General features: G+C 59.0%; 25 protein-coding genes. 7 read left to right on the forward strand and 18 right to left on the reverse strand.

The window, feature by feature from the left end; all coding sequences use genetic code 11:
• Positions 1 to 37: 37 nt before the first annotated feature.
• Positions 38 to 2,185, reverse strand: a complete 2,148-nt coding sequence (locus Mag101_RS16875) for a prolyl oligopeptidase family serine peptidase (RefSeq protein WP_077407651.1) — start codon at positions 2,183 to 2,185, stop codon at positions 38 to 40.
• Positions 2,186 to 2,281: 96 nt separating this feature from the next.
• Here Mag101_RS16875 and dtd point away from each other — a divergent pair, with 96 nt between their 5' ends.
• Positions 2,282 to 2,728: a D-aminoacyl-tRNA deacylase gene (gene dtd / locus Mag101_RS16880; protein ID WP_077407653.1), complete on the forward strand. Its 447-nt coding sequence runs from the start codon at positions 2,282 to 2,284 to the stop codon at positions 2,726 to 2,728.
• Here dtd and Mag101_RS16885 read toward each other — a convergent pair.
• The gene (locus Mag101_RS16885) at positions 2,659 to 3,867 is read right to left on the reverse strand and encodes an aminopeptidase (RefSeq protein WP_232325069.1); all 1,209 of its coding nucleotides are present in this window, start codon (positions 3,865 to 3,867) and stop codon (positions 2,659 to 2,661) included. The two genes, dtd and Mag101_RS16885, sit on opposite strands and share 70 nt — an antisense overlap.
• On the opposite strand from Mag101_RS16885, the gene Mag101_RS16890 reads away from it, so the two are divergent.
• A complete protein-coding gene (locus Mag101_RS16890; RefSeq protein WP_077407655.1) occupies positions 3,866 to 4,099 on the forward strand; it encodes a hypothetical protein in 234 nt (77 codons plus the stop codon). The genes Mag101_RS16885 and Mag101_RS16890 overlap by 2 nt on opposite strands.
• Positions 4,100 to 4,141: 42 nt before the next feature.
• On the opposite strand, the gene Mag101_RS16895 is transcribed toward Mag101_RS16890, so the two are convergent.
• The 9 genes from Mag101_RS16895 to ubiE form a co-directional block, all read right to left on the reverse strand.
• Positions 4,142 to 4,924, reverse strand: a complete 783-nt coding sequence (locus Mag101_RS16895) for an esterase/lipase family protein (RefSeq protein ID WP_157520475.1) — start codon at positions 4,922 to 4,924, stop codon at positions 4,142 to 4,144.
• Positions 4,925 to 5,019: 95 nt separating this feature from the next.
• On the reverse strand, positions 5,020 to 5,760 hold the full coding sequence (gene tatC, locus Mag101_RS16900; RefSeq protein WP_077407659.1) for a twin-arginine translocase subunit TatC: 741 nt from the start codon (positions 5,758 to 5,760) through the stop codon (positions 5,020 to 5,022).
• A complete protein-coding gene (tatB, locus tag Mag101_RS16905; protein WP_077407660.1) occupies positions 5,757 to 6,467 on the reverse strand; it encodes a Sec-independent protein translocase protein TatB in 711 nt (236 codons plus the stop codon). Before tatB ends, tatC begins: the two co-directional genes overlap by 4 nt.
• Positions 6,468 to 6,518: 51 nt before the next feature.
• Complete coding sequence (tatA, locus tag Mag101_RS16910; protein WP_077407662.1) at positions 6,519 to 6,761, reverse strand: twin-arginine translocase TatA/TatE family subunit; 243 nt, start codon at positions 6,759 to 6,761, stop codon at positions 6,519 to 6,521.
• Between the two features lie 49 nt (positions 6,762 to 6,810).
• Positions 6,811 to 7,158 (reverse strand): phosphoribosyl-ATP diphosphatase, encoded by a 348-nt coding sequence (locus tag Mag101_RS16915; RefSeq protein WP_077407664.1) that lies wholly within the window; start codon positions 7,156 to 7,158, stop codon positions 6,811 to 6,813.
• Entirely contained in the window at positions 7,155 to 7,565 is a 411-nt protein-coding gene (gene hisI, locus Mag101_RS16920) for a phosphoribosyl-AMP cyclohydrolase (RefSeq protein ID WP_418287755.1), read from the reverse strand. Before hisI ends, Mag101_RS16915 begins: the two co-directional genes overlap by 4 nt.
• A gap of 121 nt (positions 7,566 to 7,686) precedes the next feature.
• Entirely contained in the window at positions 7,687 to 9,321 is a 1,635-nt protein-coding gene (ubiB, locus tag Mag101_RS16925) for a ubiquinone biosynthesis regulatory protein kinase UbiB (RefSeq protein ID WP_077407668.1), read from the reverse strand.
• 1 nt (position 9,322) lies between these two features.
• Positions 9,323 to 9,994 (reverse strand): ubiquinone biosynthesis accessory factor UbiJ, encoded by a 672-nt coding sequence (locus Mag101_RS16930; RefSeq protein ID WP_077407670.1) that lies wholly within the window; start codon positions 9,992 to 9,994, stop codon positions 9,323 to 9,325.
• A 186-nt stretch (positions 9,995 to 10,180) separates the two neighbouring features.
• Complete coding sequence (gene ubiE / locus Mag101_RS16935) at positions 10,181 to 10,930, reverse strand: bifunctional demethylmenaquinone methyltransferase/2-methoxy-6-polyprenyl-1,4-benzoquinol methylase UbiE (protein ID WP_077407672.1); 750 nt, start codon at positions 10,928 to 10,930, stop codon at positions 10,181 to 10,183.
• A 130-nt stretch (positions 10,931 to 11,060) separates the two neighbouring features.
• Between ubiE and Mag101_RS16940 the strand changes: the two genes are divergently transcribed.
• Positions 11,061 to 11,894 (forward strand): CHAD domain-containing protein, encoded by an 834-nt coding sequence (locus Mag101_RS16940; protein ID WP_077407674.1) that lies wholly within the window; start codon positions 11,061 to 11,063, stop codon positions 11,892 to 11,894.
• 60 nt (positions 11,895 to 11,954) lie between these two features.
• Here Mag101_RS16940 and Mag101_RS16945 read toward each other — a convergent pair whose 3' ends face one another.
• The 6 genes from Mag101_RS16945 to Mag101_RS16970 form a co-directional block, all read right to left on the reverse strand.
• Positions 11,955 to 13,586 carry an alkaline phosphatase gene (locus tag Mag101_RS16945; protein ID WP_077407676.1) on the reverse strand — a complete coding sequence of 544 codons (1,632 nt, stop codon included), beginning with the start codon at positions 13,584 to 13,586 and terminating at the stop codon, positions 11,955 to 11,957.
• A 128-nt stretch (positions 13,587 to 13,714) separates the two neighbouring features.
• A complete protein-coding gene (locus Mag101_RS16950) occupies positions 13,715 to 14,092 on the reverse strand; it encodes a gamma-butyrobetaine hydroxylase-like domain-containing protein (protein ID WP_077407678.1) in 378 nt (125 codons plus the stop codon).
• Positions 14,093 to 14,202: 110 nt separating this feature from the next.
• Positions 14,203 to 15,516: an ATP-dependent protease ATPase subunit HslU gene (hslU, locus tag Mag101_RS16955; RefSeq protein WP_077407680.1), complete on the reverse strand. Its 1,314-nt coding sequence runs from the start codon at positions 15,514 to 15,516 to the stop codon at positions 14,203 to 14,205.
• Positions 15,517 to 15,731: 215 nt separating this feature from the next.
• The gene (gene hslV / locus Mag101_RS16960) at positions 15,732 to 16,271 is read right to left on the reverse strand and encodes an ATP-dependent protease subunit HslV (RefSeq protein WP_010132036.1); all 540 of its coding nucleotides are present in this window, start codon (positions 16,269 to 16,271) and stop codon (positions 15,732 to 15,734) included.
• Between the two features lie 99 nt (positions 16,272 to 16,370).
• Positions 16,371 to 16,937 carry an SPOR domain-containing protein gene (locus Mag101_RS16965; RefSeq protein ID WP_077407682.1) on the reverse strand — a complete coding sequence of 189 codons (567 nt, stop codon included), beginning with the start codon at positions 16,935 to 16,937 and terminating at the stop codon, positions 16,371 to 16,373.
• 74 nt (positions 16,938 to 17,011) lie between these two features.
• Positions 17,012 to 19,252, reverse strand: a complete 2,241-nt coding sequence (locus Mag101_RS16970) for a primosomal protein N' (protein WP_232325070.1) — start codon at positions 19,250 to 19,252, stop codon at positions 17,012 to 17,014.
• A gap of 270 nt (positions 19,253 to 19,522) precedes the next feature.
• On the opposite strand from Mag101_RS16970, the gene Mag101_RS18040 reads away from it, so the two are divergent.
• The 4 genes from Mag101_RS18040 (at position 19,523) to Mag101_RS16985 (ending at position 21,661) form a co-directional block, all read left to right on the forward strand.
• Positions 19,523 to 20,128 carry a hypothetical protein gene (locus tag Mag101_RS18040; protein WP_198040024.1) on the forward strand — a complete coding sequence of 202 codons (606 nt, stop codon included), beginning with the start codon at positions 19,523 to 19,525 and terminating at the stop codon, positions 20,126 to 20,128.
• The gene (locus Mag101_RS16975; RefSeq protein WP_198040025.1) at positions 20,125 to 20,439 is read left to right on the forward strand and encodes a winged helix-turn-helix domain-containing protein; all 315 of its coding nucleotides are present in this window, start codon (positions 20,125 to 20,127) and stop codon (positions 20,437 to 20,439) included. Before Mag101_RS18040 ends, Mag101_RS16975 begins: the two co-directional genes overlap by 4 nt.
• Before the next feature lie 149 nt (positions 20,440 to 20,588).
• On the forward strand, positions 20,589 to 20,801 hold the full coding sequence (rpmE, locus tag Mag101_RS16980; protein ID WP_010132044.1) for a 50S ribosomal protein L31: 213 nt from the start codon (positions 20,589 to 20,591) through the stop codon (positions 20,799 to 20,801).
• Between the two features lie 149 nt (positions 20,802 to 20,950).
• Positions 20,951 to 21,661, forward strand: coding sequence for a thermonuclease family protein (locus tag Mag101_RS16985; protein WP_198040026.1), 711 nt, complete (start codon positions 20,951 to 20,953; stop codon positions 21,659 to 21,661).
• Between the two features lie 8 nt (positions 21,662 to 21,669).
• Here the strand turns inward: Mag101_RS16985 and Mag101_RS16990 are convergent, their stop codons facing one another.
• Positions 21,670 to 22,293: a cation transporter gene (locus Mag101_RS16990; protein ID WP_077407691.1), complete on the reverse strand. Its 624-nt coding sequence runs from the start codon at positions 22,291 to 22,293 to the stop codon at positions 21,670 to 21,672.
• Positions 22,294 to 22,383 lie beyond the last annotated feature (90 nt).

The raw sequence follows: 22,383 nt of genomic DNA on the forward strand, positions 1-22,383 counted from the left end.
GGAACCGGGGCGCAGGTCGCGCCCCAAAACACTGAGATTACTCGATCTCGAGTCCCAGTTCATGGGCAAGAAACGCATACTGGTTGGTAAAGTCTTCCACCTGCATCCACACCGGTTTGCCGGCACCGTGACCGGCACGGGTCTCTACGGCGAGATAGATGGGGTTATCGCAACCCTGATCCCGCTGCAGTGCGGCGGCAAACTTGTAGCTATGCCAGGGGACTACACGGTCGTCGCGGTCGGCGGTGGTGATCAAGGTGGCGGGGTAGCAGGTTCCCTTCTTGGTGTTGTGCACGGGCGAGTATGCGTAGAGTGCGGCAAACTCGTCTTTGTTTTCCGATAAGCCGTAATCGCTGGACCACTGACGCGCATTGGCCGAAGCGGTGTGGTAGCGCAGCATATCCAGTACGCCGACGATCGGCAGGGCCACCTTGAACAGCTCAGGGCGTTGCACCTCGGTCGCACCGACCAACAGCCCACCATTGGAGCGGCCCATAATGCCGAGCTTCTCCGGCGAGGTGACCTTTTCGTCGATCAGCCATTCAGCCGCGCCAATAAAATCATCGAACACATTTTGTTTTTGCAGCTTGGTACCGGCCTTGTGCCAGGCACTACCGTATTCACTGCCGCCGCGCAGGCTCACCATGGCCAGGGTGCCGCCCATATCCAACCAGCCGGCAAAGCGGGTGTAAAAACGCGGTAGCTGCGCGGCATTGAAGCCACCGTAGCCATACAGCAGGGTGGGATTTTGCCCGTCCTTTTTCATGCCCTTTTTATGCACCAGGAACATCGGCACACGGGTGCCGTCCTTGCTGGTAAAGAAGTGCTGCTCAACCACATAATCGGAAAAGTCCGCCGGGTACTTTGGCGCTTTGACTTTTTCGCTCTTGCCAGTGGATACATCCAGTTTGTAAATGCTCGGCGGCATCAGGAAATTGCTGAACCCGAAGTAGGTTTCGCTATCATCCGGGTCGCCGTAAAAACCGGTCACGGTGCCCACGCCGGGCAGTTTGAGTTCGTACTGTTGCTTGCCATCCAGATCGGTTACCACCACCTTGGATTTTGCATCCTCCAGGTAGTGCAGTACCAAGCGGCCACCCACCAGGTTGGTGTCTTGCAGGGCGTTCTTCTGTTCCGGTACCAGAATTTTCCAATTGGCTTTTTCCGGCTTATCCAGGTCAATCGCAATTACGCGACCGTTGGGCGCGTCGGAATTGGTTTCGAAATAGAACGTTTTGCCGCTGTTACCGAGGAAGGTATACAGGGCACCCCAATCGTCCAGCAGTTTTACAACGTCGGCGTCGGGCTTGGTGAGGTCTTTGTAGTAAATGCCGTTGCTGTCGTAGCCATCAAAAATCGGCAGCAACAGATATTTTCCGTCATCGGTCACCTGCACACCGGGATTGCGAGTGGGGTGGTCGGTGATTTGGTACACCAGCTGATCCTTACTTTGTGGCTCACCGATTTTGTGGAAGTAGATCGCCACCTGTTTGCTGTCGTCGGCACTGCCGTCTTTGTTGAACGGGTAGCGGCTGTAATAAAAACCGGATTCGTCTTTAGCCCAGCTGGCGCCACTGAATTTAATCCCGGTGAGGTGGTCCGGTAGCATGCGGCGGGTTTTCAAATCGCGAACGTGGTAGTCGGTCCAGTCGGTGCCACCATCGGAAGTACCGTAGGCGAGATAACGGCCATTGGGGCTTACGGCATAGCGTTTGGCCGCGATGGTGCCATCATCACTCAGTGTGCGCGGATCCAACACCACACCACCTTCCTTGTTGATGTCGGCGGTACTGTAGAAAACGCTCTGGTCCCAGGTGCCATCGTTGTATTGATAGAAAACCTGCCCGGCCTTCTTGTAGGGCACCCCGTAGCGTTCGTACTGCCACAACTCGGTCAAACGGTCGTTGATCTTCTGCCAGCCGGGTAACGCTTTCAGCGCAGGCAAGGCAAAATCATTCTGGACCTTCACCCAGTCTTTTACCGGCTTGGATTCCTGATCTTCCAGCCAGCGATAGGGATCACTCACCTGGGTACCAAAATACGTATCCTGCTGTTCGACCGTGGCGGTTTCCGGGTATTGCTTTGCAGGTTTATCGCTGTTGGCGCTGTTCGCGGAGATGGCAGCGACCGCGGCGATCACGGGAATAGCGGCCCCCGCGATCAAGGTCAGGACAGATTTGTTCATCGGGATTTCCGGTTTTTTATTGAGGGTCAGTGAGCTAATCTAGAAAATTCGCCGCCGCGCATCCAGCGGTCATCAGCATTTTAGAAGAGGTTGTCGATGAAGGGCCTGATTCAACGGGTAAAACACGCGAAAGTGGAAGTCAGTAGTGAATCTGTCGGCGCCATCGATCACGGCATCCTGCTGCTTTTGGGTGTGGAAGCCAGTGATACTGAGGATACCGCGGACAAGCTCCTGCACAAGGTATTGCACTATCGCATCTTCGGTGACGAGCAGGGCAAAATGAACCTCAATGTGCAGCAGGCGGGCGGTGGGCTATTGGTGGTGAGTCAGTTCACTCTCGTCGCGGATACCGCAAAGGGGCTGCGCCCCAGTTTCAGTCGCGGCGCCAGCCCGCAACAGGCCAACGAACTGTATGAATACTTCCTGCGGCAGGCTCGAGCGAAAATGGCCGATGCGCTTCCGGTGGCGGGCGGTCAGTTCGCCGCCGACATGCAGGTATCGCTGTGCAATGACGGTCCGGTGACTTTCTTGCTCGAGGTCTGAGCTGCAGTCGAGCCGAGAATGCGCTTGGTCAACGCGTCCAGGCGCGCCTTGCGCTCGGGCTTGGGCAGCGCACCTAATTGTTCCACAGCCCGATAAAACGCTTCCCAGTCACTGCCGCTATCCCGGTATAGCTGCACAAATGCTGGGACTTGGGACTGGTACTCGCTGACCAGCGCCAGGGTCGCGTTATTGGTTTTCTCGATCATCTGGGTGAACTTTTCGTCCTGAGTCCAGCCTTCCGATTCCTTGCGGTAGCAGTAACGCAAACGCTGTAGGGTTTGCGTCTTGCGCTGGCGCTTCTCCGGTGCACTCAAATCCGATGCGTACAGTGCCTGTAACTGCCGGCGCGCGCTCACCATCAGGCCATTTACCCGTCGCGCCTGCTCTACATTGGCGACCTTGGGCGCAGGAATGCCATTGCGGCGCCGCCAGTCCGGCAGCGCGATGCGTGAAACCGCGGTGGCAAAACTTTCATTGAATTGAGTATCACCGCCGATATACAAGCGCCGGTGCGCCAGCTCGTGAAACAGCAGGCTGGCGAGGCGGTCCGGCTTCCAATCCACAAAGCTCGATAACACGGGGTCATCAAACCAGCCCAGGGTGCTGTAGGCGGGCACCGGGCCCAGATACACGTCGTAACCCTGCGCCTGCAAACGCTGTTCCTGAACCTGGGCATCACGCTTATTGAAATAACCGCGGTAACTGGCACAGCCGGCGATGGGGTAACACCAGCGCTTGGGCGACAGGGAGAATTCCGGCGCTGCCACGAGGTTCCACAGCGCGTACTCCTGCTCCAATTGAGTAAATTCGCTGTAAGCGGAGCCGACCGGCAAATGCAGCTCACCTGCGGCGTAAGCGCGTATCGATTGCACCCATTCGAGCTGGCGACGCAGTTTGGGGTCGGTTTCTTCATCGCGCAGCAGGCGATCAATGGGTTCGCGCCCGGCGAGGATTTTGAGCTGGCCGGTGGCGGCCTGAGAATAAAAATGCACCGTTTCACAACCGGCCAACAGCATTGCTGTTGAGAGTGCCACCAGCAACGACGACAGCCGCGAGAAGCGACGCCAAATACGCGCCTCGCGGAACAAACCGGCTAGGTTTATGGTGAGAGAAAAGGTTTTTATGTGGGAGTCGTCCATGCCGCCCGTCGCTGCCGTTTCGCTGGTATTTTCGCTGGTGCTCGGTGTCGTGTTATGGATTTATCTGATCCGGCTGAGTTTCGCCCGCTCCAGCGGCATGGGTGTGGTCGCACTACTATTGCCGCCACTCGCGTTCATTCAGCTATTATCGGATCCGGAACACCGGGAGCAACTGCTCGTGCTGTTTGTATCCATTCTATTGTTCAGCAGCATAGCCGCTCTCGAGCGCTGACGGCGCGACTTTGCTCGCCAAACTGACGGGATATTTCGACGGTCACGGACCACAGCCGAAGTACTCCACTTCCTCGCCGACAAATCGGCCGTCTGTAAGGTAACTCACCACCTGATCAATGGCCTGCTGACTACCCGTCAAACCGTTATGGGTTAACGGATAGGTGACGCGCGCACAAGTGCCCTCTACATAGGTACTCGGCACACCCACAATGCCATCGTCATTGCCGTCGATAATTGCAGAGAACAACGGATTGAACGAGCGCGTGCCGGCGATAACCCCCAACGGGAAGCGCACTGGGCCGAGGCGACTGGGCAGGCTGCGCTCATCGATGCCCATCTGATTGCCCGCGGGGCCGTTAACATCCTTGATGATGGGAATACACGAGAGGAAATTCCCCAGGCGACTACCCTGATTGGGCGGGCCAAGCATCACCGCGCGCTCGATAACACTGGCATCGCGCTGATCAAAATACTGCCGCAACAACAGGCTGCCCATGGAGTGGGCAACGAAATACACCGGCGCTGCGCCTGCTTTTTTGCACGCCTGCAGGCCACGGGGGACGGTCATTTCGGCGAGGGTTTCAATGGGGTGTTTTTTTGACGGGTAGTCGAGATTGACGGTGTAAAAGCCAGCATCGCGCAGGGCGTTTTCGATGTCCGTCATCGACGAGGAATCTTTGGTAATACCATGCAGGAGAATGGCGCATGGGGACGGAGAAGGTGCCTGCTGCGCTGCCGTGGAGATCGACATGAGTAGCGACAGGATGAGCGAAACGACCGCGCCAAAAATCACGCCTGCACGCCGCACTGCCCGTTTCGTCATGTCACCGTCACCGTTTGCGTGGGTCTCTGTCGGGGCAATTTTGCCTCCGCATAAGAACATACGACAAAACGGTGAGAGCGGATGGGTACAGCCGGTTACTGGGCCTCTATTTCTTCGGGTTTGCCGCGTTTTACCCAGCGGCCGAAGAAAATCCCGACTTCAAACAGGATCCACATGGGCACCGCAAGCAGGGTCTGCGAGATCACATCCGGTGGGGTCAGCAGCATGCCCATAGCAAAGCAGGCGACAATCACATAGGGACGCTTACGCGCCAGATCTTTCGCGGTCACCGCACCACTCCAGATCAGCAGCAGGGTGGCGATCGGGATTTCGAACGCGAAACCAAAAGCGAAGAACAGCTTCAGCGCCAGGTCGAGGTAACTGCGGATATCCGGTAATACCTTGATATCCGCATGGGCCGAGCTGATAAAGAATTCGAAAATCAGCGGGAACACCACGAAGTAGGCAAACGCCATCCCCGCATAAAACAGGAAAATACTGGAAATCATCAGCGGCGCGATCAGGCGCTTTTCATGCTTGTACATACCGGGCGCGATAAACGCCCAGAACTGATACAGCACAAAAGGGATCGCCACGAAGAAGGCCAACACGAAGGTAGTTTTAAACGGCGTCAGAAAGGGTGAGGTCACCTCGGTGGCAATCATACCCGCACCTTCGGTAAGACGCGCCTGCAGCGGATCCGCAACGAAGTTATAGATATCGTTAGCGAAGGGCACCATGCAGGCAAATATCGCCACCACCACCAGCAGTGTTTTCAGCAGGCGGTCGCGCATCTCAATCAAGTGCTCGATAAACGGCTGGTCTTTCTCACTCATTGACGTTTGTCTTCCGACTCGGTGGGACTGTCAGTATGCGGCTGAGGCGATGCCTCCTCGGCAGACGGTGCGGGCTCAGCCGGATCCAGGCGATCGACTTCTGCCCAGGCCGCGTCTTCTTCGTGCTTAAAGTGATCCGGGTGGTGCGGGTTGTGTTCGGGCTCGCCGTGATCGTGCAAATGCTCAGGGTAATCCGGATCTTCCAGATCTTCCTCTTCTTCCGGCAAATGGTCGTCGTCGAGATTGCCTTCGGCGAGCGCGCGCTTGTCTTCTTCCGGCAGGTAATCCTCTGCCTGCAGCAACTTGTCTGCTGCGGGGTCTGGCGAAGAGGGTTCGGTGGGTGCCGGTTTGGCCTCCACCGCTGCCGGCTGCGCATGCGCGGCGGCATCTTCTTTCAGTGCCTGCGCCTGGGTTTCTACCGATTTCAGATCTTTTTCGAACTTGCGTTCCGCTTCGCTAAAGGTGCGCTCCATCGCCTGTTGGCTTTCGCGCAACTCTTTCAACACGCGCTCATTGTGCAGTTCGCGCCGAATATCATCGGCACCCACTTCACGCTCGAGCTCCTCCTTGGCGCTGCCCAGGGTTTGCTTGATCTGGGTCCACCAGCGCACGGTGGTACGCACCGCATCGGGCAGACGCTCGGGGCCGATCACCACCAAGCCCACGACCGCAATTAACAGCAGTTCAAAAAATCCGATATCAAACACGCGCTACTCGCTCAGTTAACGACGGATGCAAAGCAAAACCGAAAACCGGTCTTACTTGTCCTGGGACTGCTTTTCTTCGGTAGAGGTTTTCTGCTGCGGCTTGCTGGATTCGTCTTTTTCCAGCAATTCCGGATCCTTGTCTTCCTCGCCCTTTTTGTCTTCTTCCTTCATGGCTTTTTTGAAGCCCTTTATGGCACCACCGAGGTCGCCACCGAGGTTACGCAGACGTTTGGTGCCGAAAATCAGCAGGACGATGACCAGCAAGATCAGCAATTGTTGCCAGCTAATACCCATAAGAAATGCTCCTGATTCAATCTTGAATTCGTATGTTCAATACACGCCGTCAGTCTTGGCTGCGTGACGCTTTTTCTTCGAGGCCGGAAAGGCCAAATCGACGCCCCAGCTCATCCAGTACTGCGCGGGAGTCCGCGCCCAGATGGTTAAGCATCACCAGGGAGTGAAACCACAGATCGGCGGTTTCCGAAATCATCGCCTGGTACTCGTCGCTGTCGGCGCCCTTGCCCTCGGCGTCTTTGGCGGCAAGCACCAGCTCGGTGGACTCTTCACCCACCTTCTCCAAAATCTTGTTCAGGCCCTTGGTGTGCAGGCTAGCGACATAGGAAGAGTCGGCATCCGCTTCCTGCATGCGCATACGCAGGACCCGGTCCAGTTGTGTCAGCATATTACTCATGACGCGGTCTTCTTCTCCCCTGCGTAGATCTCTTTCGGGTCGGTGATGACCGGCTGGCGGATACGCCACTGGCCGTTTTCCAGTACCTGATAGAAACAGCTGGTGCGCCCTGTATGACAGGCGATACCACCAAGCTGCTCTACCAGCAGAACAATAGTGTCGCCGTCGCAATCGAGGCGCATCTCGCGCACCAACTGTACATGGCCGGAAGACTCGCCCTTGCGCCACAACTTGCCGCGGGAGCGGGACCAGTACACCGCGCGCCCTTCCTCGGCGGTTAGACGCAGGGATTCGACATTCATCCAAGCCATCATCAGCACGCGGCCGGTTTTAAAATCCTGCGCAATGGCAGGCACCAGACCGTCGCTGTTCCAGCTGACTGCTTCTGTGAAATCAGTTTCACTCACCGTACGCATTCCTTACTGCATTCGATATTGTAGGCTCATCGCCCTCGCCTAAAGGCCGGAGTGTGACCGGCCTTTCGAGGTCCTCGATTAAGGGCTCACTAGAAACCCCAAGCCCAGACCTTCAGGGCCACAGTAGCAGCGCCAGCGCTGCCGCACCCATAATCCAACTGGCCGCCGGTATCTGCGCCAGTAACCCCGGTGACGCCACCAGAGCGGCGCCCGCCGCCAGCAAGCCACCAACAATCATCCGCGCATAACGGGTACGCCCCCGCTGGCGGCTGCCCGCCAGCTGGTCACTCAGCTGCTGCAGCTGGGGGCCCAGTTCGCGCCCCTGTTCCAGGGCGGAAAACGCCATTTGCGGAAGTTGCGGGAATTTTTCCAGCCATTCCGGCCCATATCGCTTAATTTCGCCGACAATCGTCTTGGGATGAATGCGCTCGCGCATCCACCGCTCAAGAAACGGATGGGCAGTCTTCCACAGATCCAGCTGAGGATAAAGCTGTCGCCCTAATCCTTCTATATTGAGCAAGGTTTTCTGCAAAAGTACCAGCTGAGGCTGAACTTCCATCTCAAAACGCCGCGCAGTCTGGAACAAACTGATTAATACGCGTGCAAAAGAGATTTCCCCCAGGGGCTTTTCAAAGATCGGCTCGCACACTGCGCGAATCGCGGACTCGAAGGCGTTGATCGGCGTATCCCGGCGCACCCAGCCGCTCTGCACATGCAATTCGGCGACCATGCGGTAGTCGCGGCGGAACATGGCGAGGATGTTGCGCGCCATGTAGTACTGATCTTCGCGCGTCAGGCTGCCGACGATGGCGGTATCGATGGCGATGTACTTGGGGCGATCCGGATGTTCGCGGGACACAAAGATGTTGCCCGGGTGCATATCGGCGTGGAAGAAGTTGTGCTCGAACACCTGCTTGAAGAAGATCTCCACACCGCGCTCGGCCAGCAGTTCCATATTGGTGTTTTGCGCGCGCAGCTGTTGCAGGTCGGTTACCGGAATGCCATCGATGCGTTCCAGCACCAACACGTTCTCGCGGGTGTAGTCCCAGTAGACTTCCGGTACATACAGCAGCGGCGAATTGGCGAAGTTGCGCTTGAGCTCGGAACCGTTGGAGGCCTCGCGCACCAGATCCAGCTCACCCTCGATGGTGTGGCGATAATCCTCCACCACCTCCACCGGGCGCATGCGCGGGCCGTCCGGTAAATAGTGCTCGATCCAGCGGGCGATATAGCGCAGCAGCTGCAGGTCCTGCTGTATCACCTTATTAATGCCAGGGCGCAGCACCTTCACCACTACCGATTGGCCGGGCTCGCCGTTTTCACCTTTCAGGCGCGCACCGTGTACCTGCGCCACCGAGGCGGACGCCAGCGGTTCGCGATCGAACTCGGCAAACAATTCATCCACCGGTGCACCCAGCGACGCCTCGATGCGATCGATACACTGGTCGATGGGAAACGGCGGCACATTGTCCTGCAGCTGGTTCAGCTCCAGCACCATGTCCGGCGGCAGCAGATCCGGGCGCGTGGACAGCAACTGGCCAAACTTCACATAAATAGGCCCGAGGTCTTCCAGCGCGCAACGCAGGCGTTCGCCGCGGGTCATGTTTTTCGCTTTGCCCGCGGGCAACAGCTTGTAAGGCGCCCACAGTGTGCGCAGCCACAACGGCTGATACTCCGCCGGCACCAGTTCATTCAGTCGGTAGCGCAGGAACACCCGCGCAATAGTGAGGCTTCTCGCTAGTGGCACGTCAACGCTTCTCCTGGCCGGGCTTGCCGCTGGCGGCCTTTACCTGTGCCGCAAACTTGCGCTGCAAAATCGCCAGGCGCGCTTCCAGGCGATCCACACCGTGGGAAAATTCGGCCACATCCTCGGCGAAGGCTTCGAACTGCGCCTGCGGCGGTGTCATGCGCCACTCTTCACTCACCGCTTCCGCGGTTGCTTTCGGTGCGGTGCCGAGCGCGTCTCTCAGCCAGCTCGCCGCCATGCGCACGCCGGTGCCCAGCTGATGGGCCGGCGAATCGCCAATTAACTTGGAGACAGGTTCTTCCCAGTCGATATCCAGCTCGCGCAGGGTCGACTGCAGCTCTGCCAGCAGTGCACTGGAACCGCGCACCGTCACCCCCAGCTTGGCCGGCGTGGCATCGCGGTTTCTCAGCAACTGGATAAATGCCAGGGCGGAACCAGACAGCTCGGTGGTTACCTCGCCGTCCCAGCGGCTGTGCACCTCGATATAGCCGCCTTCACCCTCGTCGTCGATAACCAGGAACAGGGACATGGCCGGCGCGGTGAGATTCACCCCCAGCACCTTGCCCGCCAGTTTGCCGAGGCGTGCGCGACTGCCCGGGTCGTAACGCAGGGCGGTGTTGATGGCGGTTTCCAGTGTGGCGTCAAAACCGGCGCGGAAGGTGGGATCGGTCATGATTATTTTTTCAGTGCCCGGAAGCTATACGCGAAGGCGGTGCTTCCGGTGTCTGTTCGCAGGACCTTCACCGCCAGGGATGGTGGTGCAGAGCCCCCATGGATGGGTCTACGGCGTGTCCTGTGAACAGACACCGGAAGTGGCGCCGCCACAAGGCGAAATCCGAGCCCCCAAACTCAAAAATTGTCAGGGTTTGATGCCCTTGTGCAAAGCCACGATGCCACCGGTCATATTGTGGAATTCGCAATCCACAAAGCCGGCATCGCCCATCATGCCTTTGAGGGTCTCCTGGTCCGGGTGCATTCGAATGCTCTCGGCCAGGTAACGATAGCTATCGGCATCGTCCGCCACCAGCTTGCCCATAAACGGCAGCAGGCGGAAAGAATACTGATCGTAGACCTTTTCCAGCAGCTTCGACTCCGGCTTGGAGAACTCCAGCACCAGCAGGCGCCCACCGGGTTTCAGCACACGCAACATGGAGCGCAGCGCCAGGTCTTTATCCGTCACGTTGCGCAGGCCGAACGCGATGGTAATGCAATCAAACGTGTTGTCGGGGAAGGGCAGGTACTGGGCGTCCGCCTGTACCGTCTCCACATTGCCGGCAATGCCGCGGTCCAGCAGGCGATCGCGGCCGACCTTCAACATGGACGCATTGATATCCGCCAACACCACCTTGCCGGTAGGGCCAACGATGCGGGAAAAGCGCGCGGTCAGGTCACCGGTACCGCCGGCAATATCCAGAATTGTCTGGCCCGGGCGCGCCGCAGAAAGCTCAATCGTGAAACGCTTCCACAGGCGGTGGACGCCACCCGACATCAGGTCGTTCATCACGTCGTAGCGGGCCGCTACCGAGTGGAATACATCTGCCACTCGTCCCGCCTTTTCCTCCACCGGAACCTGCTGGTAGCCAAAATGGGTCGTCTTGCGTTCGGTCATCTTGTGCCTGCTGCGCCAAATTTCAGGGCCACATTGTACATGGGGCGGACCTGATCGGCACCGCCACAGACTAAACTTGAGCAATATCGAGGCAACGCCGCTCTCTTTCCGTTCTGCTTCTGTCCTGCTTATGTCTTTTCAATTGCACAGCAAGCACCCACTAGCCCCGGCGATCCGCGCCGTCGCCCGCACGCAGGTGCATGCAGCCATCGCCTGCTGCCAGGCGGCGGAAGACGGGCACGCCATCCACTGTGTACGCAAACACGGCAAAAAATTGCGCGCCCTGTTGCGCCTTATCCGCTACGCCAACACCACAACCGAGAGCCTGTATCACACCGAGAATGCGCGTTATCGCAATATTAATACGGCACTCGGTGCCTGCCGCGAAAGCGCGTCGCTATATCTCGCCCTCGACACACAATTGCACGCCGAGCGTTTCCCGCAAACGGCGGCGTACCTGAAAGGTCGACTGGACAACGGGGACACAGAGAGGCTGCTGGAGCAGGCCGAAAAATCGTTGCAACAAGCGCTGATAAAAATTGATGGCTGGCACTTTCAGGGCGCCAGCTGGGACGATATTGAATTGGGCTACTGCAAAAGCTACCGGCGGGCATTCAAGGCCATGGGTCATGCCTTTGCATTGAACACAGATGAGCGGTTCCACTCTCTGCGCAAACGCGTCAAAGACCAGTGGTACCAGAGCCGCCTGCTGGAAGAACACTACCCGGAAACCATCGGCGCGCGCACCCGTGGCCTGCAACAGCTGGCCAGTGCCCTGGGCGACTGGCGTGACCTGCGGCTACTCTGCCAGCACCTTGCGCGCTACGGAGATGACGCCCCCGAAATGGCGAACGAACAGCGCGCACTACTGAAACAAGCTAAAAAAAGACTGGGGCAGCTGCGCAACGAAATTGAGCAGCTGTGTCGACAACTGTTCCCGCAAGCACACTGGGCGTTTGCTTAGCGCATACCGCCTGAATTAATCCGGCTCCGATTGATCTGGCTCCGTTTAATCTGGCTCCGTTTAATCCAGCAGCCCGCCCGCATGCACCATCACATGAAAAATAACATTCTGCTCTTTAGTGCCGGTAAGCAGATGGGCACCCGGTCCGCGCGCCCAGACACCCACGTCCTCGCCACCGTGGGTTTCGCTATCCAATGGCACCAGCGACTCCTGGTGGAAGCCGCTTGATTCTGTATCGATGTCGTGGAGATCGTGGCGCCCGGCATTGACCGGGTCATCGTAGCGATCGTCCGCATTGGTGCTGTCACCGAGGTCGGCAAAGCCCAGGCCATTCGCATAGGTAATCGTGGTGTAGGGCATACCATCGGCCGCCAGCGATACGTTTTCCTTGGGCTCGCCGGTTTCATCATTGCCGACCACCTTGCCCAGAATCGGGTTGCCGCGGGTGGGATAGCCGGCGATGGTCATTACATGGCTGTGATCGGCGGTCACTATGATCAGGGTATCCTCGGCACTGGTGTTATCCATGGCCACCTGCACCGCGCGGGCCATTTCCACACCATCGGTCAGCGCACTGTAGGCACTGCCCGCGTGGTGGCCATGGTCGATGCGGCCAGATTCGATCATGGCAAAATAGCCCTTGTCGTTTTTACTCAGCAGCTCGATGGCTTTGGCAGTCATCTGTGACAGGGACGGCTCGCCGGCTTTATCGTTCTTGCGATCTTCTTCATAGCGCATGTGCGAGCTGGCAAACAGGCCGAGCAACTTGTCGGTATCGACCACATCAAGCTGGTCGAATCCGGACTGGTCTTCGATATATACCGCTTCGGTAGTACCGTCGTTATAGCGCGCCTTCCAAGCGTCAATCAGGTTGAGGCCGTCGGTGCGCTTGCCGGACTTGCCTTCCAGATCCTCCACCTCTTCCGGCAGGAAACTGCGACGGCCACCGCCCATGATCACATCGATACCGTCACCGGCCGACAGCTCCACCATCTGCGCGGCAATATCTTTGCAGCCTTCGGGAGCGGTCGCCTCCCAGCCGCGCTCCGGCACTTTCGCGTAGGTAGCAGCCGGGGTGGCGTGGGTGATGCGCGCGGTACTCACCACGCCGGTGCTTTTGCCGAGATTCTCCGCCAACTCGAGTGCGGTGGTAAGCGGGTGCTGCAGGCTCGCCACGCAATCCCCGCGGGCAACAGTCTCATCCACATTCAACACGCCCGCCTTGGTTTTCACTCCGGCCATCAACGCAGTGGCGGTACCGGCGGAGTCCGGTGTCTGCTGGTTGGTGTTGTAGGTTTTGATCAGGCCGGCAAATGGCATGGTTTCGAAGCTCAGCTGGTATTCCTCGCCACTCTGGCCTTCCATCTGGCCGGCAAGAATGCGCATGGCGGTAACGGTGGAAATACCCATGCCATCACCCACAAACAGAATGATGTTTTTGGCCGCACCGCGTTCATTGTTAACCACTACGCTCTGTGCGCGCGCCAGTGCGGCCTGGCCATCGCGGTACCAGCTGCTGCTTTGTTGCGACTCGGGAAGCTGCGCGGTCTCAGTCGGGCGATGAGTTGCGGGCTCTGCAGCGGGGGTCGAGGAGTCGGCAGAGGTATCCGGTGCGGAATGTGGCTCACCGCACGCGGCAACGGTCAGGCCGAATGCGGTAACGAACGCGAGAGGGAGTCGATAGAATTGCATGCTGTACCCCAGTAAAAATTTGCCTGCCGCAAACCCGATAGAAAGGCTAAAAGTGGCGAGGCGCTTAAGACTGGGGCGATAGTGTAGAGGATTTTTGGGTCAGATTTGCTACCGGTTTACCAGGTCATTCAACCAATCAGCTTCACAGCGCTCTCGTCGGGATCGCGACCCTTGCCCTGGGCCTGCAGCTGCTTGAGGTAGCTTTGCCACTTCTCCTCCTGGGTATCGCACAGTTCGCGCAGGTAAGCCCATGTGTATATTCCGCTATCGTGGCCATCATCAAAAAAGATCTGCAGGGCATAGCGCCCGGCGGCGACGACCTTGTCGATACCCACATGGATTTTTCCATCCACCAATGTACCGTCACTGGCACCGTGGCCGCGCACTTCGGCACTGGGCGAATAAACCCGCAGGTATTCGGCAGGCAGCACAAACTCTGTATCGGCGTATTGCAGGTAAAGGTTTTTTTCTGCCTTGTTCAGGCGAATCTTTTTCGGTGCGGACATGGCAAAACCAAGAGTCAGTTATCAGCGAGCGGCAAAATACACTAGTGGGATACAACAGTGAGATACAGTGAGCGCCGCGCAATGCGGCACCCACCCAGTGACAAGAAGAATCAGAGAATAAAGCGCGACAGGTCTTCGTCTTTACTCAACTCACCCAGCTGTTTGTCGACGTAAGCCGCATCGATGGTAATGGTGCTGTCGCCATCACCACCGACAAAGGATATTTCTTCCAGCAGGCGCTCGAGCACCGTGTGCAGACGGCGAGCACCGATGTTTTCGGTGGTTTCGTTCACCTCGAAGGCGACTTCGGCGATACGCTGAATACCGTCTTCGGAGAACTCCAAATTGACGCCCTCGGTACCCAGCAGTGCTTTCTGCTGCTCGGTGAGCGAGGCTGAAGGTTCTGTGAGGATACGCTGGAAGTCCTTGGAGGTCAGCGAGCTCAATTCCACACGGATCGGCAGGCGGCCCTGTAGCTCCGGAATCAAATCCGATGGCTTGGACAGGTGGAAAGCACCAGACGCGATAAACAGAATATGGTCTGTTTTGATCATGCCGTATTTGGTGGTGACGGTGCAGCCTTCGATCAGCGGCAGCAGGTCGCGCTGCACACCTTCACGGGAGACATCGGCACCGCCGCTTTCCTGGCGCTTGGCAACCTTGTCGATTTCATCGAGAAACACAATGCCATTCTGCTCGGCGGAGCGGATGGCTTTGGTTTTGATTTCTTCGTCATTAATCAGTTTGGCCGCTTCATCGTCGGTCAGCTGCTTGAGCGCCTGCTTGACGGTGAGTTTACGCTTTTGGGTTTTGCCCTGGGACATATTGGAGAACATGCCCTGCAGTTGGTTGGTCATTTCTTCCATGCCCGGAGGTGCCATGATTTCGACACCCATGGGGCTGGCGGAAACGTCGATTTCAATTTCCTTGTCGTCGAGTTCGCCTTCACGCAGCTTTTTGCGGAATACCTGGCGAGTGCCGGAATCTTTATCCAGCGGGTCGGTATTGCGTGCCGGCGGCAGCAGGGCGTCGAGCACCCGGTCTTCGGCGGCGTCCATGGCCCGCTGTTTTACGCCTTCGGTGGCGCGCTCGCGCTCGAGCTTGATGGCCATTTCGACGAGGTCGCGGACGATGGATTCCACATCGCGGCCGACGTAGCCCACTTCGGTAAATTTGGTTGCTTCGACTTTGATAAACGGCGCGCCAGCAAGTTTGGCGAGGCGGCGGGCAATTTCGGTTTTACCCACGCCGGTGGGGCCGATCATCAAGATGTTTTTCGGGGTGATTTCCGCGCGCAGTTCTTCGTTGACCTGCATGCGGCGCCAGCGGTTGCGCAGCGCGATGGCCACTGCACGCTTGGCGTCGTTCTGGCCGACAATATGACGGTCGAGTTCGTGAACGATTTCTCTAGGGGTCATGGACATGGTCTTTACTCGGATTCTTTTCGCTTCGTTCCAGCTTCTATGTGCTTTGAAGCTGGTGCGGTGGCGGCCGCGCACCGGGTAAAAGATTTCGAAATCGCTATAAATACATCCCTGTACGCTCCGGCGGCGACGTCCTGTCGCCGACGGTTTCGAAATCTTTTACCCGGCACCCGACCTTCAATTCATACCTGAATGCGTCGTTGCCAGTTTGGCGATCAGTAACTCAGCTCTTCAATCGTGTTGTTGTGGTTCGTGTACACACAAATGTCGCCGGCAATTTTCAAACCCTGCTCGACGATAGTGCGCGCATCCAACTCAGTGTTATCCAGCAGCGCACGCGCTGCGGACTGGGCGAAGGGGCCACCGGAGCCGATGGCGATCAGGTCGTCTTCCGGCTGGATGACGTCGCCGTTACCGGTGACGATCAGGCTGGCGGTTTCGTCGGCTACGGCGAGCAGCGCTTCGAGGCGACGCAGGGCGCGGTCGGTGCGCCAGTCTTTGGCGAGTTCGACGGCGGCGCGGGTGAGCTGGCCGTTATGGGCCTGGAGCTTGGCTTCGAAGCGCTCGAAAAGGGTGAAGGCGTCGGCGGTGCCGCCGGCAAATCCGGCGATGACCTTGTCGTTGTACAGGCGGCGCACTTTGCGGGCGTTACCTTTCATGATGGTGTTGCCCATGGAGACTTGTCCGTCACCACCGATAACGACTTTGCCGTTGCGACGGCAGGAGAGGATGGTTGTACCGCGATATTGTTCCACTGGTGCCTCTGCATTTTGGATTCAGAAGCACTAAGTGTGGTCGGGGAGGGGGGATTTCAATGTTGCCCGGTGAAAACCGGGCAGTCGGAAAGGATTTGTTTATCCCTGCGCCGGGCGCTTGAGCACCAGTGGCATCAGGCGATGCTCGGCGAGGACACTGCGGGCCTTGGCGACCTTGGAGCGATTGGTGTACGGGCCGACGAGGACCCGGTGCCAGGTGCCGCGGTTGTCGGTGGCGGATTCTACTTTGACGTCGAGGTTGGCGAGCATCAGCTGGGCGCGCAGGCGCTCGGCTTCAGCTTTGTCGCGGAAACTGGCGGCCTGCAGGATATACACCAGGTCAGATTTAGACTCCGTCTTCACCGGTGAATCTTCCGCGGGCTTGTCGCCGTCGCGCACTCGCACCTGCGGGTTTTTCGGCTCGGGGACTTTGACTTCGTTTTCTTCCAGCAGCTTGTAGAAGTCGAAGCGCGGCTTGGATTCACCCGGCGCAGGCTTGTCGGCAACGGGCTTTTCCGTGCGCTTGGCTGCCTGCAGCTGCCCGGTCTTGATATCGTTCAGCAAAAACACAAACACCGCGAAGCCGCCGACAAAGTTGCCCAGTACAAACCAGACCCAGGCGGGTTTGCCGGAGGGTTGTGAGCGGCGGGTAGTACGGCGGGCCATCGTGTTCTCTCGATTCTTATGAATATCTAAAGGCGGGAAATTGTAACGCCTCAACACCGCGCTGTGTGCGGAATTTAAGACAGCTCCTGCGCGTCCATGTCGATCGCCCAGCGCAGCCGCCGGTTGCGATTGCCTTCCGCCCACTGGCTGAGCTGCGCCAGCAGTTTTTGCAGCAGGCCGCGTTTTTCGGCGGTGATCTGCAGGTAGAAGCGGAAGCGACCGGATTTGCGCTCGAGCAGTGCCGGTACCGGCCCCAGGTACTGCAGCTCCGGCGACGGCGGCGCCAGCGCTTGCAGGTAGTCGCGCGCGTTGGCGAGAAACTCTTCCGCCCAGCGCGGCTCCTCGCACTCGGCGCGCACCAGTGCCATGGCGCGCAGTGGCGGCAGTTGGGCGATCTTTCGCTCGTCCATCAGCTGGCGGGCAAAGGCGCCGTAGCCCTTGTTCAGCAGTAATTGCAGCAGCGGGTGCTCCGGGTAGCGGCTCTGCACCAGCACGTGTCCGAGCAGGTCGCCGCGGCCGGCGCGGCCGGCAACCTGCTCGAGCAGCTGGCCCATGCGCTCGGGGGCGCGGAAGTCGGCGCTGAACAGGCCACCGTCGGCGTCCTGGATCACCACCAGGGTGACCTTGGGAAGGTGGTGGCCCTTGGCCAGCATCTGGGTGCCGAGCAATAAACAGGGTTCGCCGTTGCGCGCCGGCTCTAACAGCTTGTCCAGCGCCTGCTTGCTGGCAGTGGTGTCGCGGTCGACACGAATCACCGGGAAATCCCGGAAGCTGTGGGTAAGGAAGTCTTCACTGCGCTCGGTGCCTGCACCCAGTGCATTCAGGTTGCGGCTGTGGCACTGCGGGCAGCTGTGCACTTCGCGCATGCGGTAGTCGCAGTGGTGGCAGCGCAGGTGGCGCTGGCGCCGGTGCAGGGTGAGCTTGGCGGAACAGTGCGGGCAGTCGGCAAGCCAACCGCAGTCGTCACAGGTCAGCGCCGGCGAGTAGCCGCGGCGGTTGATAAACACCAGCGCCTGCTCACCGCGCGCGAGCGTCTCGCCGATATGCCTGAGCACCTGCGGCGCGAAGCCCTCCTGCAGCTGCTGGTGCAGGATCGGCACCACACTGATTTGCGGTGGCTTGGCATTGCCCGCGCGGTGGCGCAGGCGCAGGTGCTGGTAGCGTCCGCTCAAGGCGTTGTGCAGGCTCTCCAGTGAGGGGGTGGCGGAGCCCAGCAGCACCGGTATATCGGCGTTTTTTGCCAGCACCAGCGACAGGTCGCGGGCGGAGTAGCGCACCCCGTCCTGCTGCTTGAAGGAGCCATCGTGCTCCTCGTCGATCAGGATGATGCCGAGGCGCGGCAGCGGGGTAAAAATTGCCGAGCGGGTGCCAATCACAATATCTGCCACGCCGCTGGCAGCGGACAGCCAGGCGCGGGCGCGTTCGCCATCCGCGAGGCCAGAGTGCAGGGCGGCGATACGAAAATCCGGGAAGCGCGCGGCGATACGACGCAGGGTCTGCGGGGTCAGGCCGATCTCCGGCACCAGCAGCAGGGCCTGTTTGCCGTCGCGCAAGGCGCGCTCCATCAGGCGCAGGTAGACCTCGGTCTTGCCGCTGCCGGTGGTGCCCTCCAGCAGTGAGGCACTGAATCCGGTGGCGGGCACCGAATCGATCACATGGCGCTGTTCGTCATTCAATTCCGGGGCGGGGCGGGGCTCAACCTCCTCCAGCGGCGGCGGAGCGGTGGGCCCAGCCACCCAGTGCGCCAGGTTGCGCTCGATCAACGCCTTGCACACGCTGCTGTTGAGGCCGCGGGCGTTTAGCGCGGTGCGACTCTGGCGACCCGAGCTGAGCAGTAATTGCAGCAGGGCCTGCTGTTTCTTGGCGCGCGCCAGTGCGGTCTCTGGCAGGCCCTTGCCCTCGGTGGTCAGTTCCAGCCACTGCTCCGCCCAGTGGTCCGCCGGCTTACCCCGGCGCAGGGCGACCGGCAGAGCGGCGGCGTAGAGTTCGCCAATGGGCGCCTGGTAGTAATCGGCCGCCCACTGCAGGAAATGGCGGCTGCGTGCGTCAAAGATCGGCGTGGGGTCAATACAGGCGGTGGCGGGCTTAAGTTCGGCATGGGGCGAATCCCCGGCGACTTCCACCAGCACCGCCACCAGATCCCGCTTGCCAAACGGCACCTGAAAGCGCTGTCCGGGCTGCAGGTTCGCCGGGTTCAGGCCCGCGGGCGGCAGATAATCAAACAGGCGGCGCAGGGGTACCGGGATCGCCAGGCGCAATACCACGCGGGTACCTTCCCGACTCAGACCCGATCCCTGCTGTGCCGTCTCCTGCACCGAATGCACCCCCAAACTGCCCCCAATCTCGTGTTTTGCCCAGTGAATTTTTGCAAGCGGGCTAGTTTACCGACTGTTGTCGGCGGTTACAGCTGCCGTGTGCAATCTGCCGGGAAGAGCAATGTAAGTGGGTTTGGAAAGCAACAAGTGTCGCGAAAAGACACCCGACATGCGGTCAGGCCATTGCTAACTCTATTTTTTAGAGTACTCTACATACAACTCTAAGATTTAGAGTCCACACAAAAACAGTATCGACAGGGAACCGTGATCATGACCGACGTAAGCAAACTGCAGAGCGACCTGGACTATGTCAGCAACGCCATCCGCGACGATGGCAGTGCCGGGGGTATACCCGCGCTGTACTTTTTATGGGGCACACTGATCGCCGTGGGCTTTAGCCTGCCGGACTTCGCCCCGCACATCGCCGGCGTTTACTGGCTGGTGGTCGGGATTGGTGGCGGCCTGTTCAGCTGGTGGCTGGGTGCCCGCCAGAGCCGCCGCGATGGCATCAACAATGCCCAGCTGGCACAGCGCTATGGGCTGCACTGGTGCCTGGTGGGCGCGGCCTTCTTGTTGTGTTTTCTGCCGCTGATGCTAGGGCGGGTAACGCCAGAAATGGGGGGCGCCAACTTTTTGCTGGTCACCGGTATTGCCTATGGCCTGGCAGGCGTGCACCTCGAGCGCCCGCTGCTGTGGTGCGGCATCCTGATGTTGGGAGCCTACGGTATCCTCGTCACCTTGCTGCCTCCTTATATATGGAGCATTACCGGCATTGCGGTGGGCCTGTCCCTGTACTGGGCAGGATTCTGCCGCCGCGCGGCGATCCAAGCGAGCAACACTCAATCGAGCAACAGCCAATCGAGCAAGACGCAATGAAGGCACTGACCGGGCTGGACCCATTACTGGAACACCGCCTGCGTCTGGGCGCCTGTGTGCTGCTGGCCAAGGATGGCGAACTGACCTTTGCCCGCCTCAAGGCCCAGCTGCAGGCCACCGACGGCAACCTGGGCGCGCAATTGCGTAAGCTGGAGGAGCAGGGTTATCTGGCAAGCCGCAAGGATTTCGTCGAGCGCAAGCCGACCACCTGGTATCGGCTGAGTACAGAGGGCCGGGCCGCACTGGAGGCGCACATGGCCTCACTGCGGTCCCTGATTGATGCCGCCGGTATCGATCAGGCAGGACGCTGATTATTGGACCGTCTTTACTCTTGAATCGCCGGGCTAATCTGATAGTATGCGCCGACTTTTTAAACAGCCCGGGGATTTCTCCCCTACACCAATGACGATTCCGTGCTCAGCGACAAATGACTGGGTGGCGGTGTCGAAAAGAGGCCATCATGAAGACCGATATCCACCCGAACTACGCCGAAATTACCGCAACTTGCTCCTGTGGCAACACCTTCAAAATGGGTTCCACCCTGGGCAAGGACATCCAGCTCGACGTTTGCTCCAACTGCCACCCGTTCTACACCGGCAAGCAGAAGCAGGCGAGCACTGGCGGCCGCGTAGATCGCTTCAAGAAGCGTTTCGGCAGCCGCATCTCCAAGTAAGAGAAAGCGCTACCGAAATGTGCACCGGGAAGACTCGCTCTATCCCGGTTGCGACAAAAAAGACGCCCAGGGCTTTCCTCGGCGTCTTTTTTTGTGCCTGTCTGTTAGTAGTCACCACCCTGCTAGCGAACGCGGCTCGCGCAGACTGCGTGCTGGGAAGCGCCGACGAGGTAGTGGGCCTCAAACAGGTGGTCGATGGCGACACCCTGCGCCTGAGTGACGGCCGCCGGGTGCGGCTGATCGGCGTAAACACACCGGAGTTGGCCCACCGCAAGCGCCCGGCACAGCCCCTGGCCAAAGAGGCCAAGGATTTCACCGAGCGCTTTCTCGCCGGTGGCGATCTGGAGCTGGTCTACGACCGCGACCGTCGCGATAAACACGGCCGGGTGTTGGCACACGTGTATAACCACCGCGGTGACAGCCTGGAATCCGCGCTGCTATCGGCAGGGTTGGCATTCCATATTGCCGTTGCACCAAACTTATCCCTCTCGGAGTGTCTCGCTAGCCGTGAACAGGTGGCCCGCCAGAAACACCGCGGCGTCTGGTCACCGGATTTATGGCCTGTGCTACAGGCTGCTCAGGTCAGCCCCGGGGATGGCGGGTTCGTTCTGTTGCGCGGCACAGTGAAGAAGGTGCATCGCAACCGATTTATCTGGCTGGATTTGGATGGCCCGGTGGCACTGCGCGTGGACCCGCGCAGCGCGCCAACGCTGCGGCAGAAGAAACACTGGCGCGGTGACCAAATTCTGGTGCGTGGCTGGCTGGTAGACCGCGGGGCAAAATACGCACGCAAAAACCCAAAGCACAAGCGCTGGTTTATCGCCGTCGACGCCGCCGAAACCATCGACTTTATCCAGTAAGTCACGCTTTATGCGGCGGCCTCCAGCCGATCATCCGCATCACCGTGTCGCAGCTGCCAGCGGCTATCACGCCAGATGTGTAGGGAAGTCCGCAGCATAATCGCCGCCATGGTGAGCCCCAGCACCCGGTCAGGCCACGCACTACCCAACAGTACAACCAAGCCCGCGGCGACAATTACACAGATGTTGGCCAGTAAATCATTGCGCGAACATAACCAGCTGGCCCGCAGATTGATATCGTCACTACGGTAGCGGTGCAGCAATATCAGGCAGGTACTATTCACCAGTAACGCCAGCACGCTGATAGCAGACATAACACCAGCCTGCGGCAATGTATTCAGCAACGTAAAGCGCAATGCTTCCGCCACCAACACCAGAGCCAGAAAAAAATGCAGTATGGCGTGCACGGCAGCGGCCTTCGCTTTCATCTGCACACCGCGTCCAACCGCATACAAACTGAGCCCGTACACAGCGGCATCTGCAAACATATCCAGAGAATCCGCCAGCAGTGCCGTGGAATAAAACCACCAGCCGGCGGCGGCTTCGATAAAGAACATGGCGGCGTTAAGAATGCAGGCCCAAGTGAGAATACGAAACTGCGCTTTTTCTGTCGGCGTGTAGCAGGCGGCCATAAGTGACGACCATCGTTCGAGAAATGAAAAGGGGATGACGCACGGTGCGAATCACCGTGCGTCATCAGCTGCGGTTATTGCTGGCAATAA

Source organism: Microbulbifer agarilyticus (assembly GCF_001999945.1).
In the GTDB taxonomy this organism is placed as follows: domain Bacteria; phylum Pseudomonadota; class Gammaproteobacteria; order Pseudomonadales; family Cellvibrionaceae; genus Microbulbifer; species Microbulbifer agarilyticus_A.

What these genes read in the sequence shown, in the direction of transcription:
- dtd (WP_077407653.1), top strand. Translation starts at nt 2,282, where the DNA reads ATGAAGGGCCTGATTCAACGGGTAAAACACGCGAAAGTGGAAGTCAGT.
- Mag101_RS16975 (WP_198040025.1), top strand. Translation starts at nt 20,125, where the DNA reads ATGAAGGCACTGACCGGGCTGGACCCATTACTGGAACACCGCCTGCGT.
- Mag101_RS16940 (WP_077407674.1), top strand. Translation starts at nt 11,061, where the DNA reads ATGTCTTTTCAATTGCACAGCAAGCACCCACTAGCCCCGGCGATCCGC.
- Mag101_RS16930 (WP_077407670.1), bottom strand. Translation starts at nt 9,994, where the DNA reads ATGACCGATCCCACCTTCCGCGCCGGTTTTGACGCCACACTGGAAACC.
- Mag101_RS16890 (WP_077407655.1), top strand. Translation starts at nt 3,866, where the DNA reads ATGCCGCCCGTCGCTGCCGTTTCGCTGGTATTTTCGCTGGTGCTCGGT.
- Mag101_RS16965 (WP_077407682.1), bottom strand. Translation starts at nt 16,937, where the DNA reads ATGGCCCGCCGTACTACCCGCCGCTCACAACCCTCCGGCAAACCCGCC.
- rpmE (WP_010132044.1), top strand. Translation starts at nt 20,589, where the DNA reads ATGAAGACCGATATCCACCCGAACTACGCCGAAATTACCGCAACTTGC.
- Mag101_RS16875 (WP_077407651.1), bottom strand. Translation starts at nt 2,185, where the DNA reads ATGAACAAATCTGTCCTGACCTTGATCGCGGGGGCCGCTATTCCCGTG.
- Mag101_RS16915 (WP_077407664.1), bottom strand. Translation starts at nt 7,158, where the DNA reads ATGAGTAATATGCTGACACAACTGGACCGGGTCCTGCGTATGCGCATG.
- Mag101_RS16990 (WP_077407691.1), bottom strand. Translation starts at nt 22,293, where the DNA reads ATGGCCGCCTGCTACACGCCGACAGAAAAAGCGCAGTTTCGTATTCTC.
- Mag101_RS16895 (WP_157520475.1), bottom strand. Translation starts at nt 4,924, where the DNA reads ATGACGAAACGGGCAGTGCGGCGTGCAGGCGTGATTTTTGGCGCGGTC.
- Mag101_RS16950 (WP_077407678.1), bottom strand. Translation starts at nt 14,092, where the DNA reads ATGTCCGCACCGAAAAAGATTCGCCTGAACAAGGCAGAAAAAAACCTT.
- Mag101_RS16945 (WP_077407676.1), bottom strand. Translation starts at nt 13,586, where the DNA reads ATGCAATTCTATCGACTCCCTCTCGCGTTCGTTACCGCATTCGGCCTG.
- tatA (WP_077407662.1), bottom strand. Translation starts at nt 6,761, where the DNA reads ATGGGTATTAGCTGGCAACAATTGCTGATCTTGCTGGTCATCGTCCTG.
- Mag101_RS16885 (WP_232325069.1), bottom strand. Translation starts at nt 3,867, where the DNA reads ATGGACGACTCCCACATAAAAACCTTTTCTCTCACCATAAACCTAGCC.
- hslU (WP_077407680.1), bottom strand. Translation starts at nt 15,516, where the DNA reads ATGTCCATGACCCCTAGAGAAATCGTTCACGAACTCGACCGTCATATT.
- Mag101_RS18040 (WP_198040024.1), top strand. Translation starts at nt 19,523, where the DNA reads ATGACCGACGTAAGCAAACTGCAGAGCGACCTGGACTATGTCAGCAAC.
- ubiE (WP_077407672.1), bottom strand. Translation starts at nt 10,930, where the DNA reads ATGACCGAACGCAAGACGACCCATTTTGGCTACCAGCAGGTTCCGGTG.
- tatC (WP_077407659.1), bottom strand. Translation starts at nt 5,760, where the DNA reads ATGAGTGAGAAAGACCAGCCGTTTATCGAGCACTTGATTGAGATGCGC.